This is a genomic window from Flavobacterium sp. 140616W15, assembly GCF_003668995.1.
In the GTDB taxonomy this organism is placed as follows: Bacteria; Bacteroidota; Bacteroidia; order Flavobacteriales; family Flavobacteriaceae; genus Flavobacterium.
In genome coordinates this window covers 1,750,531-1,764,601 of record NZ_CP033068.1, presented here as the reverse complement: position 1 = coordinate 1,764,601, position 14,071 = coordinate 1,750,531, and the positions used below count along the sequence as shown (strand labels likewise).

At 34.1% G+C, this 14,071-nt stretch carries 10 protein-coding genes; 3 read left to right on the top strand and 7 right to left on the bottom strand.

Annotated features, from left to right (window positions below; translation table 11 throughout):
- Positions 1-74 precede the first annotated feature (74 nt).
- The 3 genes from EAG11_RS07515 to EAG11_RS07505 form a co-directional block, all read right to left on the bottom strand.
- Positions 75-1,085 carry a 4-hydroxyproline epimerase gene (locus EAG11_RS07515; RefSeq protein WP_129538636.1) on the bottom strand — a complete coding sequence of 337 codons (1,011 nt, stop codon included), beginning with the start codon at positions 1,083-1,085 and terminating at the stop codon, positions 75-77.
- Between the two features lie 3 nt (positions 1,086-1,088).
- Positions 1,089-2,672, bottom strand: coding sequence for an aldehyde dehydrogenase (NADP(+)) (locus EAG11_RS07510; protein ID WP_129538635.1), 1,584 nt, complete (start codon positions 2,670-2,672; stop codon positions 1,089-1,091).
- A gap of 348 nt (positions 2,673-3,020) precedes the next feature.
- Complete coding sequence (locus EAG11_RS07505) at positions 3,021-3,941, bottom strand: dihydrodipicolinate synthase family protein (RefSeq protein WP_129538634.1); 921 nt, start codon at positions 3,939-3,941, stop codon at positions 3,021-3,023.
- Positions 3,942-4,083: 142 nt separating this feature from the next.
- Between EAG11_RS07505 and EAG11_RS07500 the strand changes: the two genes are divergently transcribed.
- Positions 4,084-4,971: an AraC family transcriptional regulator gene (locus EAG11_RS07500; protein WP_371414631.1), complete on the top strand. Its 888-nt coding sequence runs from the start codon at positions 4,084-4,086 to the stop codon at positions 4,969-4,971.
- An 80-nt stretch (positions 4,972-5,051) separates the two neighbouring features.
- Here the strand turns inward: EAG11_RS07500 and EAG11_RS07495 are convergent, their stop codons facing one another.
- The 4 genes from EAG11_RS07495 to EAG11_RS07480 form a co-directional block, all read right to left on the bottom strand.
- Complete coding sequence (locus tag EAG11_RS07495) at positions 5,052-7,412, bottom strand: mechanosensitive ion channel family protein (protein ID WP_242499285.1); 2,361 nt, start codon at positions 7,410-7,412, stop codon at positions 5,052-5,054.
- 172 nt (positions 7,413-7,584) lie between these two features.
- Entirely contained in the window at positions 7,585-8,331 is a 747-nt protein-coding gene (locus tag EAG11_RS07490; protein ID WP_129538633.1) for a succinate dehydrogenase/fumarate reductase iron-sulfur subunit, read from the bottom strand.
- 15 nt (positions 8,332-8,346) lie between these two features.
- Complete coding sequence (locus tag EAG11_RS07485) at positions 8,347-10,257, bottom strand: fumarate reductase/succinate dehydrogenase flavoprotein subunit (protein WP_371414630.1); 1,911 nt, start codon at positions 10,255-10,257, stop codon at positions 8,347-8,349.
- A 7-nt stretch (positions 10,258-10,264) separates the two neighbouring features.
- Positions 10,265-10,921: a succinate dehydrogenase cytochrome b subunit gene (locus EAG11_RS07480; protein WP_129538631.1), complete on the bottom strand. Its 657-nt coding sequence runs from the start codon at positions 10,919-10,921 to the stop codon at positions 10,265-10,267.
- 888 nt (positions 10,922-11,809) lie between these two features.
- On the opposite strand from EAG11_RS07480, the gene EAG11_RS07475 reads away from it, so the two are divergent.
- Both EAG11_RS07475 and EAG11_RS07470 read left to right on the top strand, forming a co-directional pair.
- The gene (locus tag EAG11_RS07475) at positions 11,810-12,973 is read left to right on the top strand and encodes a DcaP family trimeric outer membrane transporter (RefSeq protein WP_164998670.1); all 1,164 of its coding nucleotides are present in this window, start codon (positions 11,810-11,812) and stop codon (positions 12,971-12,973) included.
- Positions 12,974-13,004: 31 nt separating this feature from the next.
- A complete protein-coding gene (locus EAG11_RS07470) occupies positions 13,005-14,054 on the top strand; it encodes a type II asparaginase (protein ID WP_129538629.1) in 1,050 nt (349 codons plus the stop codon).
- Positions 14,055-14,071: the final 17 nt, after the last annotated feature.

Sequence of the window (14,071 nt, the reverse complement as noted above, 5' to 3'; positions counted from 1 at the left end):
AATTATAGATTTAAATAATCATTGGGAAGAACTAGGTTCTATCAATCAATGATTTATTTTGGATTATATTTTTATTAAATTACCTGAAAACCAAATGCATATGGGTCTTCATCTTCATCAATGATTATATTGTTATATCCATATACTTTTGCCCATCCCTGTATACTTGGAACAATGGCTTTAATGTCTCCAATAGTTGTTTCTTCTTCGACTCTTCCTATAAATTTGCTGCCTATAAAACTTTCGTGTATATAATCATCCCCTTTTTTTAGTTTGCCCTTTGCATGAAGCTGAGCAAGTCTTGCTGATGTTCCTGTTCCGCAAGGAGAACGATCAATAGCTTTATCTCCATAAAAAACGGCATTTCTTCCTGATGATGTAGGGTCTATAGGATCACCTGTCCATAACATATGACTTACATCGCGTATAGTATCATTTTCGGGATGAATGAAAAAATCAGGATACTTTTCGTTAATTCGCTTACGAACTTCCTGACTGTATTGAACAATTTTTCCTGCTGTAAAATCCTGTATTCCCGAAAAATTGGTTTGCGGATCTACAATTGCGTAATAATTTCCACCATAAGCAACATCAAAAACTATTTCACCCAGTTCAGGACAATCTACAGTAAGTCCTTCTGCAGCTAAATAGGACTTAACATTCGTTAATCGTACCCAGTCCACTTTTTTACCCGTTTGTTGGTATTCAATCTGAACCAAACCAGCAGGAGCTTCCATTTTTATCTTACCAGGAATTTTTGGCGTTACCAATCCTTCTTCAACAGCGATAGTTATCGTTCCGATAGTTCCATGACCACACATTGGTAAACAGCCTGATGTTTCTATAAATAAGATCCCAAAATCATTATTTGGATCACTAGGCGGATAAAGTATGCTTCCACTCATCATATCATGACCTCGCGGTTCAAACATTAGCCCCTTACGAATCCAATCGTACTCTTTTAAGAAATGTTGGCGCTTCTCACTCATGTTGTTTCCAACTAAATTCGGACCGCCCCCTGCAACCACTCTCACTGGGTTACCGCAGGTATGTGCATCGACACAAAAAAAAGTTTTTCTTGGCATAAACTAAATAGATTTGTTGGTTATTATATCATTTACGGTTCTGGTAATATTTAAAGGGTTTTTATTTTGTAATGCATCAGGTAACAATTCGTCTGGCCAATTTTGATAGCTAAATGGTCGTACCCAACGTTTAACCGCATGGATTCCTACAGCTGTAAATCGTGAATCTGAAGAAGCAGGATAGGGACCACCATGAATCATCGAAGCACAAACTTCGACACCTGTAGGTACTCCGTTAAAAATTAATCTTCCAACTCTGTTCTGTAAAGCATCTACAACAGTATTATAAGTAGAAAGTTCCATTGGTTCGGCAATTATAGTTCCTGTTAACTGTCCGTCTAATTTATTAATTATTGTTAGCAATTCCTCATTATTTTCGCATTGAACAATAATAGAAAATGGACCAAAAACTTCATGACTTAAAGCAGGGTTTTCTAAAAAGGTTTTACCATCTACAGCGAGTATGGTTTGTGGAGCATAATTTGGAGCGATTTCTCCTTTATATTCAGCAACAGTACTTACTCCGTTTTGCGATTGTATCTTTTCTTTGCCATTATTAAAATCGGCTTTAATAGATGGATGCAACATACATGAAGGAGCTATTTTTTCAATTTCCTCAGCTAATTGAGCTATAAATTGATTTAAATTGTTTCCCTTTATACCCAAAAGCAGACCTGGATTGGTACAAAACTGACCAGTTCCTAATGTTATTGAACCTGCATAGGCAGTTGCCCATTTTTCACTATTTTTTTCTAATGCATCAGGTAATATAACCACAGGATTAATACTTCCCATTTCGGCAAATACAGGGATAGGTTCTGGACGCTGTGAAGCCAAATCAAATAAAGCTCTACCACCGTTAATACTTCCTGTAAAACCTACAGCTTTTACAAGAGGATGTTTCACCAAGCTTGTTCCGAGCGTTACTCCGCTACCAATCAAGTTAGAAAAAATACCTTCTGGCATATGGTGTTTTTTTGCTGCTTTTATGACTGCAGAAGCAACCATTTCACCTGTTCCGATATGCATCGAATGGCTTTTTACAATAACAGGACAACCAGCTGCCAAAGCCGAGGCGGTATCACCACCTGCAGTAGAAAAAGCAAATGGGAAATTACTCGATCCGAAAACTACAACTGGTCCTAATGGAACTAGCATTTTACGTAAATCGTCTTTTGGCAAAGGTATCCTATCAGGAATAGAAGTATCTATTGTTGCTTCGAGCCAGCTTCCTTCAGTAAGCATGTTTGCAAAAGACCGCAATTGAAAAATGGTGCGACCTCGTTCGCCTTCAGCTCTACCTTTTGGATATCCTGATTCGGAGCAATATACTTCTAATAATTCATCGCCAAGCGCAAGAATTTCTTCGGCAATAGCATTTAAAAAGTCAGCTTTTTTTTGTGCTGGAAAATTTTTATAAATTTTAAACGCATCATTTGCCAGTGCAACAGCTTCGTTTATTTCCTCAGAAGTAGCTTCTATGAACGACCAAGGATTTTCTATATTCAACTGAGGATTTATTGTTTTGTATATTTTGGTTCCTGCTGCTTTAAGCTGACTTCCTATATAATTTTTTCCTGTAATCATTTTTATATGTTTAAGATTATAATTGAATCCAGACTTGCTAAAAAGTAGTATGTTTTATGAGCTGGCCATCATCACAAAATAACCAGCTCAAAAACAAACCAAACTAAAAACAAATCAAACTAAACTTTTTAAAAAAGTATTTTAATCCCGTTGGTTTTGAATTGCAAAGTTTTACTCAACACCTAGAGTTGTGTGTTTTGTTTTGTCGCAGATTTTACAGATTAAAACGATTCAGTTTTTTAATCTTTTAGTCCGGACAATTTTTTTTAAAGTGCCTTTAGAAGTTTGCAATAAATAATTTCAAATTTTTCAATAAAAAATAGGCTTATTAACCAACGGGGTATATTTTTATAGTACTATCGATTTATAATCAGGAAGCGTAGGTCTTGTACGTAAGCCTTCAGCAATGATTGCTAAAACTCTTTCTCTTTCAGCCCCATGAAGAGGTAATCTCGGAGCGCGAACGTATTCTGTTCCCAGACCTGTAGCTACTTCAGCTAATTTTATATTTTGTACCAAAAGCGGATTGATATCTAATTCTAATAATGGTAAGAACCATCTGTAAATTGCCAATGCTTCTTCGGCTCTTCCTGCTTTTGCTAGTTTAAAAATGGCTACTGTTTCTGCAGGGAATGCATCTACTAGGCCCGAAACCCATCCATCAGACCCCATAAAAATACTTTCTAATGCTAGTGTATCAACACCAGATAATACTTTTAAACGCCCTTTAAAACGATTTATAATTCGGGTTACGTTTGAGATATCTCTTGTAGATTCTTTTACTGCTTGAATATTATCGAATTTCAAAATTTCTTCGAACATATCCAGTGAAACGTCAATTTTATAATCGATAGGATTGTTGTAAATCATTATAGGAAGTGAGGTGCTTTTTGCCACTTCAGAGAAATAAGTAACTGTTTCATGACTAGCAGCATTGTAACGCATAGGAGGTAATAGCATTAATCCTTTAGCGCCATTTTCTTCGGCTTTATTAGCGGCTAGAATTGCTGCCCGGGTAGTTTGTTCAGCTATATTCATGATCACTGGAACTTGTCCGTTAACTATATTAATAGTCTCTTTGATCAATTCTTTTTTTTCATCTTCTAATAATGTGCTTGCTTCTCCAAGTGTTCCTCCTAGGATAATTCCAGAAACACCAGCTTCGAGCTGCGCTTTTACATTTACTTCAAACATGTTGAAGTCTAATTTGTCATCGGCAGTAAACTTTGTTGTAACTGCTGGCATAACGCCTTTCCATTGAATACTCATAATTACGATTTTAATTTTTTCAAAAATATTTATAACCAGTAAATATGTAATTAGGTAAGTTATCATAAAAAGATACTATATTATCCTGTTTAGTGCTAAATTTTAAAATTATTACTTAATATGTATATGTTTTTTTATATTTATGGCATATAATTTATCTGTTATGAAAGTGTTTCCATTTAAAATTCCAAAAACTAAAGAAGATTCATTAATTTATCAAGAGGATGTAGAGTTTGTTTTTTATGATAAATTACATCAACATGAAGAAATTCAAATCAGCTATATCGAAAATGGTGAAGGAACCATTTTTGTAGGCGATACTATTTCTCCTTATCAAAAGGGAGATATTGTCGTTATAGGAAGCAATCTACCACATGTGTTTAGAAGCGAAACCAATACAAATGAGTTATCGGTTATGCTAACCTTGTTTTTTACAGCGAACTCCTTTGGGAAAGATTTCTTTATGTTGCCTGCTTTAAAAGATATTCAGCCTTTTTGGGAAAATAGTAGGAATGGATTTGTAGTTAATAACCCCTCTAGTAAGACCGTTAAGTGCTTTAAGAAAATTAAAAAGGTAAATGAATTGGATCGTTTTATTCTATTCCTGGAAATAACAAAGAAGCTTTCTAAAGATAAGAAGGTGCCACTTTCTAGTTATATATATGATAAAAAAATTACAGATAATGAAGGAAAACGAATGCAAACCGTTTTTGAATATGTAATGACAAATTTTCAAAAGAATATCACTCTTGAAGAAATCGCCGCTCTATCGAATATGACTAAAAATGCTTTTTGCAAATATTTTAAAGTCCGGACCAACAAGACTTTTTTTCAGTTTTTAATTGAAATACGGATTGAGCGGGCGGGAAAGTTATTGTCTCGTTCGCATGAACTTTCAGTTCTAGAAGTTTCAGAATTATGTGGGTTTAATAATATTTCTAATTTCAACAGAAAATTTAAAGAGATCAAAGGAGTTTCTCCATTGGTTTACCGAAAATCCCAAATACTAAAATGGAAACAAAAAGCATAAACTCTTTTAAAGAAACAATATCGCATAAAAAAAGCTAAATCCATATGAATTCAGCTTTTGATAATTATGTTCAAGACTGTTTAGGTTGAAAAGGTTAATCCTTTATTTTTAAAATTACTAAACAACGCTTGACGAGCACTACTTATCGTTTCTTCGGTACGATAAATACTGCACCAAAATTTAACTAATAATTTATAATTCCCATCAGATATTGCAGTGTAATATATTTGTGGAGTTCTAGAATCGTTTATCAATGGTTGACTCTTTAGCGCTTCTAGTACAATTAAATTGATGTTTTCCGGAATAATATCACCTACTACTTCGAAGGAAATCTCTACAAGTTTAAAATTATCGGTATAGGTCCAGTTGGTTATATTTTGAGATAATAAATTACCATTTGGAATAATTATTTCAGCACCATTTGGAGCATTAATTTTGGTAGTACGAAGTCCCATAGCTTTTACTCGGCCAGATTGAGAGCTTATCTCGATAACATCACCAATTTGTATTGGTTTATCAAAGATCAAAATGATACCAGATACAAAATTGCTTACAATGTTTTGCAAACCAAGTCCAACACCAACACCCAACGCACCGAGTAAAATACTAAGTTTGTCTAACGGCATTCCCGATGCAGCTACTGCTAATAAATAACCACCAATTAGCACAACAAGACGTGTAATTAATAATTTAGAATGCTGACGCTTATTTACGTTTTCTTCATTCTCTTCATCAACCTCTCCAAAAAAGTAGGCAACATATTTTTGCAGAAGATGTGCCATCCAAATTATAATAAAGAATAAAACAATATTCCCCAGAGTAAATGTGATGCTTCCGATAGTATTAGGGTGGGTAAGTATTGATTTAAATGAAGTACGTAGCGACTCCCAGATATTTAAATTAGATGCAATCACAACCAACCACATATAACTAATTACTATTATAAATGGTCTTTTCAAATTATCTGATAAGCTCTCGTGATCAAAGATAGTTTCGATACCGCGCTTGATTCTTGTGGTATATATTTGTAAAAGAATAATTTCTAAAATTATTTTTAAGAGTACACTAAGAGCAATAATTTGTGTAATTGCAATAAAGGCAGTAAGGCTAAGCATGTTTGAAAGAGAAACTCTTCCGAAAAGATTAAAAATTATAGCTAAAACATTTAAACTAATGAATATTATACTAGCCCACTTGAAGAAAGCCTTTATGTATAATTGGTCTTTTATACTCTTTAGTTGTACTAAGCCATAGCGTATTCCTAAGACATTAATTAGGATAAATGCACAACGCTGAAACAAGCTAATTCCGATAAATAAATCCAGAAAACAAAGGGCTGAAAATAATCCTACTAAGAGAAATAAGTTTCGCATGGATTCCTTAGACCAATGATTTTTAAAAAGAATAGTAAGAGCTATAAGAAGAATCAACTGTAATAATTCTATAAATAAAGCAGGAGCATACAAATTACTTACTATAGCAATGTTGAGTCCAATTACAATCACAGGAAGGAGGATACCACTATTTAGATATTTAAAATCAAAGAGAGAAAGATTTTCAAAATGATTATTGCTCTTTAGGTATTTAAGATTACGTGATATATACCAAGCCAATAATCCCATAAAAAAAGCCAAAGTAATTAACCCACTGATGCTGTAGTTTAAGTAATAAGAAACTACGCTATTTTCTATAGCAACTTTTCCTTTGATGTTTTTAGAAATGTCTTTTTTAGCAATGGTATCGCTTGTTTTCCATAAAAAAGGATATTCTCTGCCTAAAATACTTATTCCTGATTTTTCGAGTTTCTTTTCGACTGTTAATAGAGCACTGGATACAGCGATTTTTCTTTGTACAGTTAATCTGTTTTTAGTGTTTAGAACCTCGAGATTATGGTTCATAAGACTATCTGTGCTCAAATAGCTTTTTTTCAGATTAAGAAATTCATTCTTGAACTGTTTTCGAAGAATAGTATCTTTTAGAAGAGTAATTAAGGTTTTGTCTTTTCGTAAGTCGATAAATCTGTCTTTGATTTTATCAAGGTTCTTGTTGCGTAAATTAATAGCAGCATTTTGTTCATCTAGCTCCTGACGAATTTCTTGTAGAACAATACGATACATTTGCTGATTACGAACATTTGGGTTTGCGCCTTTTAAATTAGTTAATATAAGATCTAATTTTTGTTGGGTTCTGTCAATTTCAGCAAACAAATGAAATGTGCTTGTCTCAAAATCAGCATCATTGTAGGCAGATTGTATAACTTCACCAGCCTTTTCGATAGCCATAAGATATTCGCTATCGGTATTACTTGTTCCTCCAAATAATTTACTACTTGCTTCAGTTTTAGCAGAAGGAGTAGTAGTTTGAGAGTACGTTAGGGGGGAGAATAAGAGTATTGTTAGTATCGATAACAGATAAATAATCTTGTTTTTGGGAAGCATCATAGACTCATGTATTAACTGCCAAATTTAGAAAAATAGACGGTTATAATGCTTATAAGATGTAAACTTTAAGTTTTGTTTACCTAAAAAAACAACAACCATATAAGTGATTAAATTATAATGTTTAAAAACTTATAGGGTTGTGTTGGGTAATGCGAGTAAATAAGATAAGAGCTTATTTCTTCATTATTAATGCTTTATTGTATTCGTAATTCATTTTCGCGATAGACAATACCGATATACCTTGTGGGCATTCTACTTCACAGGCTTCGGTGTTAGAACAAGCGCCAAACCCTTCAGTATCCATTTGATCAACCATAGTTAATACCCTTTTTGAAGCTTCTATTTTTCCTTGTGGGAGCAATGCTAAGTGTGTTATTTTGGCACCAACAAATAACGCGGCACTCGAGTTTTTGCAAGTTGCTACACAGGCACCACATCCTATACAGGCCGCTGCATCAAATGAAGCTTCGACAGTTTCGTACGAAATAGGAATGCTATTGGCCTCTGGAGCCTGACCAGTTGAAGCTCCGATATAACCGCCAGCTACGATGATAGAGTCAAAAGATGTTCTGTTAATTTTTAAATCCCGAACTACAGGAAAAGCAGTTGCTCGAAAAGGTTCAATATATATAGTATCACCATCTTTAAAGCTTCTCATATGAAGTTGACAAGTGGTAGTATGTTTTAAAGGGCCATGTGCTCTCCCGTTAATCATAACACCGCACTGCCCACAAATACCTTCTCTACAATCATGATCAAATTCAATAACACGTTCTTTAAGCTGAATAAGTGATTCATTTAAAAGATCGAGCATTTCTAAGAAAGACATATGCTCAGTAACGCCATCTATTTCATAATCTACCATTTCACCTTTGGAAGTGGCATTTAATTGACGCCATATTTTAAGATATAGTTTCATGTTTTCGGATTTTAATTATTTGTAACTACGTACCGCAAGTTCAACATTCTCAAATACCAAAGGTTCTTTGTGCAGTTCAGGAGGATTAGCAATACCTTTCCATTCCCAAGCCGAAACATAACAATAGTCAGTATCATTTCGTACTGCTTCCCCTTCATTACTCTGATATTCTTCTCTAAAGTGCGCACCGCAAGATTCTTCTCTTTGTAAAGCATCATAACACATTAGTTCAGCTAATTCTATATAGTCTGCCACACGTCCTGCTTTTTCTAATTCGCTGTTTAAAGTATCATCTCCCGTTATTAGTAAATCTTTTTCAAAAGATGCTTTTAATGATTTAATGGCAACAATAGCTTCTTCAAGATTTTGCTTGCTTCTAGACAAACCACATTTTTCATAAAGTAATCTGCCTATGGTTTTATGGAAGTAATCAGTTGAAAGAGTTCCTTTGCTCTGCAAAAAACGATTTAATTGCTCTCTAACCGAATTTTCTGCTTCTGCAAAAGCGGGATGCTCAGTAGTAACTTTGGTTGTATTTAACTCTCCTGATAAATAATTAGGAATAGTATAGGGAGCTATAAAATAACCATCGACACAAGCCTGAAGTAGCGAATTGGCTCCAAGTCTGTTGGCACCATGATCAGCAAAGTTGGCTTCTCCAAGTGCAAATAATCCAGGAATTGTTGTCATTAGTTCATAATCTACCCAAAGTCCACCCATTGTAAAATGGGCTGCAGGGGAGATAAGCATAGGTTCTTTATAAGCGTCGATTCCGTTTATTTTTTCATACATAGCAAAGAGATTGCTGTATTTGGCTTCGATTGTTTTTTTGCCTTGAGCGGCTATAGCATCAGAGAAATCTAGATATACTGCATTTTTCATTGGCCCAGCGCCATGTCCAGAATCAATGCGTTCTTTGGCGGCGCGAGATGATATATCTCTGGGAGCAAGGTTTCCAAAGGCAGGATATCTGCGTTCTAGATAATAATCTCGTTCTTCTTCGGGAATAGAATTAGGAAGTCTGTCGTCACCAACTTTTTTAGGTACCCAAATACGTCCATCATTACGTAATGATTCGGACATAAGAGTAAGCTTTGATTGATTTGCTCCATGTTGTGGAAGGCAAGTAGGGTGGAACTGAATCCAACTTACTCCAGCCATATAAGCTCCTTTTTTGTGGGCTCTCCACAGTGCCGAACTATTGCATCCCATGGCAAGGGTAGAAAGATAGTAAACTTTACCATAACCCCCTGTTGCAAGTACTACTGCATCGGCAGCATGGCGTTCTATTGCTCCAGTTTCAAGATTTCGGGCTATAATACCTTTGGCTTTACCATCAACTAATACTAGTTCTAGCATTTCATGACGGGTATGCATTGTAACTTTTCCTGTGTTTACTTGGCGAAGAAGTGATTGGTAAGCTCCCAGTAAAAGTTGCTGACCTGTTTGCCCGCGGGCATAAAAAGTTCTTGAAACCTGCACTCCTCCAAAGGATCTATTATTAAGATAGCCTCCATATTCTCTGGCAAAAGGCACACCTTGAGCTACAGATTGGTCTATTAAACTCGCAGAACATTCGGCTAATCGATATACATTGGCTTCACGAGATCTAAAATCACCACCTTTAATAGTATCATAGAACATTCTAAAAACGCTATCACCATCATTTTTATAATTCTTAACCGCATTCACTCCTCCTTGTGCTGCTACCGAATGGGCTCTTCTGGGAGAGTCTTGGAAACAAAATGATTGAATATTGTAGCCTTGCTCAGCAAGCGATGCTGCACAAGAAGATCCTGCAAGTCCTGTTCCTACCACTATAACAGTAAGTTTTTTTCTATTGGCTGGGTTAACAAGCTTTGCTTTTGCTTTATAAGTATTCCATTTATCAGCAAGAGGTCCATCAGGTATTTTTGAATCTATCATTTTCATACTATTTTAAATAAATATAAAGAGGAATTGCCATGAAGCCTCCCGTAATGATTAGGGTATATCCCCATCCGAATATTTTTATTGCCTTTACGTATTTTGGATGATAAAGACCTAGCGTTCTAGATGCGCTAAAGAAACCATGCAACAAATGAAAACCTAATGCTACAAAAGATATCTCATAAATTATAACATACCATAATTGTGAATAGGATTGCACGACAATTTCATATAGATCTTTATTTCCAGCAGCATCTACAGGCAGATTTGTAAATTTATAAACATACCAAAAGTCCTTAAAATGAATTATAAGAAATAAAAGCAGAATCGTTCCTAGTATTCCCATGTTTCGGCTATTCCAAGCACTGGCAAAATTTCTTTTGTCATAATGATAGTTTTGCTTGCTAGCAGTATTGTTTTTTATTGTAATTATTATTGCATAGAGAGCATGAGATAGTAAAGACAAATACAGAATCCATGAAATGATTTTGATGAACATATTACCGGATAATAGCTTAGAGTACCAATTAAATTGTTCTCTTGCTTGATCTTCGGGTAAAAAAAGCTGTAGGTTACCTAGTAAATGGATTACAAGGAAAAAGCATAGAAAGAGACCAGTGCCAGCGATAATGATCTTGTTTTTTAAAGTTGTAGATTTCATTTATTTGCAAGATTATTTAATAACTTATTATTTAGGAGAACCTAAATTTACTATTTATCATTGAATTTTAAGAAGAATCTTTCGATTAAAAATATAAATTGGAATGGGTTTAAATAATTTGGCTATAATCTTATGGAATAATTATTTTAATAAATGCAATTATGGTTTTGTTGCTTTAAATGAATTTTGTTCAAAATAAATGACATTAAGGTTATGTGAAAGAAATAAGTCTATAAGAACTATTTTGGATATTATTTTATACTTAATATTTAGAAGCCCTGAATGCTATTTTGATTATTATTCACAAACAAATTAATAATATTTCAAAAAAAAGCACCTAAAATAGGAGTATTATTTATTCTTTAATTTTAAGCCGAACTTATTCACTAATAATGAATTATTAAAAATAAAATAACGGTTTCATTAAATAGTAAGTAATTATTTAGGATAAAACAAATTTATTTTTGTAAGATTTTGCAGTAAATTTTTTATATTTGTCTATATCACTGGCTTTGTACAAAATCCAATATCAGGAATTGTATAAGAAAGGTATCTTCTTATTTATTAACTTTATTAAGTTATGCTACCAATTTTGATAGCAGGAATACAAGAATAGATTAAATATTTGAGGATGATTTTAAAAGCATTGAGATATTTACAATACCACCAATCTAGCAAATTTAATCTAGATAAATCTTTATAATTATTTTACAGTATAATTACTATACCTGTAGAGGTATAATTGTATAAGCCATTCCAAAAACTACCTATTTAAAAGGAATATCATTATCCCACAAATTCTTATAAATTATGAAACAAAACAAACTTTTTCTAGTAGTTCTTTTTTGTTCTTTTATGTTGTTCAGCAACTTATTAAGCGCACAGTTAATGGCAGTAGAATCAAAAGACACTTTAAACGGAAAACCTAAATTTAAAGCAAGGCTTATAGGTAGGCTTAAACTAAATGGTATTTATGATATTAAAGGAAATCTTAACGGAAATAGTTCCTTTCTTATTCATAATAATGATGTTTCTGGTTTGGATATACCTGCTTTTAGTATGGATATGAGACAATCACAGTTGCGTTTTGTAAGTACAATACAATTAAATAATGGTAAAGAATTAAAATCAATGCTGGAAGCTGATTTTGAAGGAGCGAATAATACATCTCAATTTAGGTTGCGTCATGCTTATATTCAATATGAAAATTGGACAGTGGGGCAAACCTGGTCAAATTTTGGAGATTCATCATTATGGCCAGCACCCTTACTAGACTGGGATGGGCCAACAGGTATGGTACTCTCACGTAGAATTCAGATACGATATACAGGGCACTTTAAAGAAAATGGACATACTGCTTTTGAATTATCTGCTGAGACTATGGAACCGCGCCGTTTATATGATTATACCTTAAGTCCAACTAATGGAGTAGATTATGCGCCATCCAGACTTCCTGATGTGGTAGCAGGTATACGATATGCTTTTGATAATGGAGGATTTATGAAATTAGCAGGTCTTTATCGCAGTATCGCTTATGATTCTCAAAACATTGCAGCTGGTGCGACCGAATTTGACTTTGATTCTCAAAATGCGGGTGGTGTTACAGGTATTATGAGTGTTTTTTTTAGAAAAAAATCGGGATTAGTAAATAATCTGCAGGCACAATGGACAATAGGTAAGGGGATTAGTGATTACTTTTTGGCTGTAGGAGGCTCTGGTCTTGATGGTTTTGCCAGATCTGATTTTTCAGGAAAACTGGATTTAATGCCTGTACATGCTGGGTTTATTTCCTATCAACGCTATTGGGATAAAAAGTTTAATACCATGCTTATGACTTCATACAATCATTTTTATGATGGAGGTGGTACTCTGGCAGGATGGGATAAAATGACTAATTATCAGTTTACGCTTAATGTGTCTTATGATTTCTTTGATTTTTTAACATTGGGTATTGAACCCCAAATAGGCTATAAAGAATTGCAATACAGTGATGGCAGCAAACAAGGTGCTAACGCTGTCCGCATTAATTTTGGAATGCTATTTAATTTCTAATAACATGATTAACTCAATAAATATTAAAAAAATGAAAAAATTAGTACTTGTATTTTTGTTGTGTATAGCAACATCTATGGCTTTTGCACAACAAAAGCCAAGAATTATAATTCTTGCTACCGGAGGAACTATTGCAGGTGAAGGAAAATCATCAGATAGAGCAGGGTATACTGCAGGTAAAATACCTGTGTCTGATCTTATAGGGAGTATCCCTAGTGTAAATGCTATTGCAGATATTAGCGGTGAACAAATATCTTCTGTTGGAAGTCAAGATATGAGTATAGAAATTTGGAAAAAGTTAGCGGTACGTATTAATGAAATAGCTAGCAAAAATGAAGCTGATGGTATAGTTATCACACATGGTACCGATACTCAGGAGGAAACAGCTTATTTTCTTAACTTAGTTGTACCAAATGATTTGCCTGTTGTATTAACTGGATCTATGCGTCCAGCAACTGCTATTAGTGCCGATGGGCCTAAAAATCTTTTTGACGCTATTACTGTTGCCGCAAATCCTAAAAGCAAAGGACGTGGCGTAATGGTTTCTTTTAATGAATCAATATACGACTCAAGAGAAGTAACTAAAACAAGTACGACCAAAGTAAATGCTTTTAGATCTCCAGATACAGGGCCACTTGGTGAAGTATATGACGGACGTGTTGAATATTATAAAACAGCAGTAAGAGAAAGCGGTAAAGAAAAACCTTTTGGAGTAAACAATAATACTAAACTGCCTAGAGTAGAAGTTGTATATATGTATGCGGATGCATCTGCTGATTATATAAATTATTTAGTAAAGCAAAAAGTAGATGGAATTGTAATAGCTGGAGTTGGAAATGGAAATTTCTCAAAGGCTTTTACAGATGCAATAAAAAAAGCCACTAAGGCAAAGATCGCTGTATGTCGTTCAAGCCGTAGTCTAGAAGGCAGAGTAGTGCTGGATGGAGAAACTAATGATAATGAACTTGGTACAGTTGTATCAGATAATCTAAATCCACAAAAAGCAAGAATCTTGTTGATGCTTGGACTTACAAAAACTAAAAATCAAAAAGAACTGCAAGATTTTTTCTTCCGTTTTTAATTTCCTTTAATAATTTA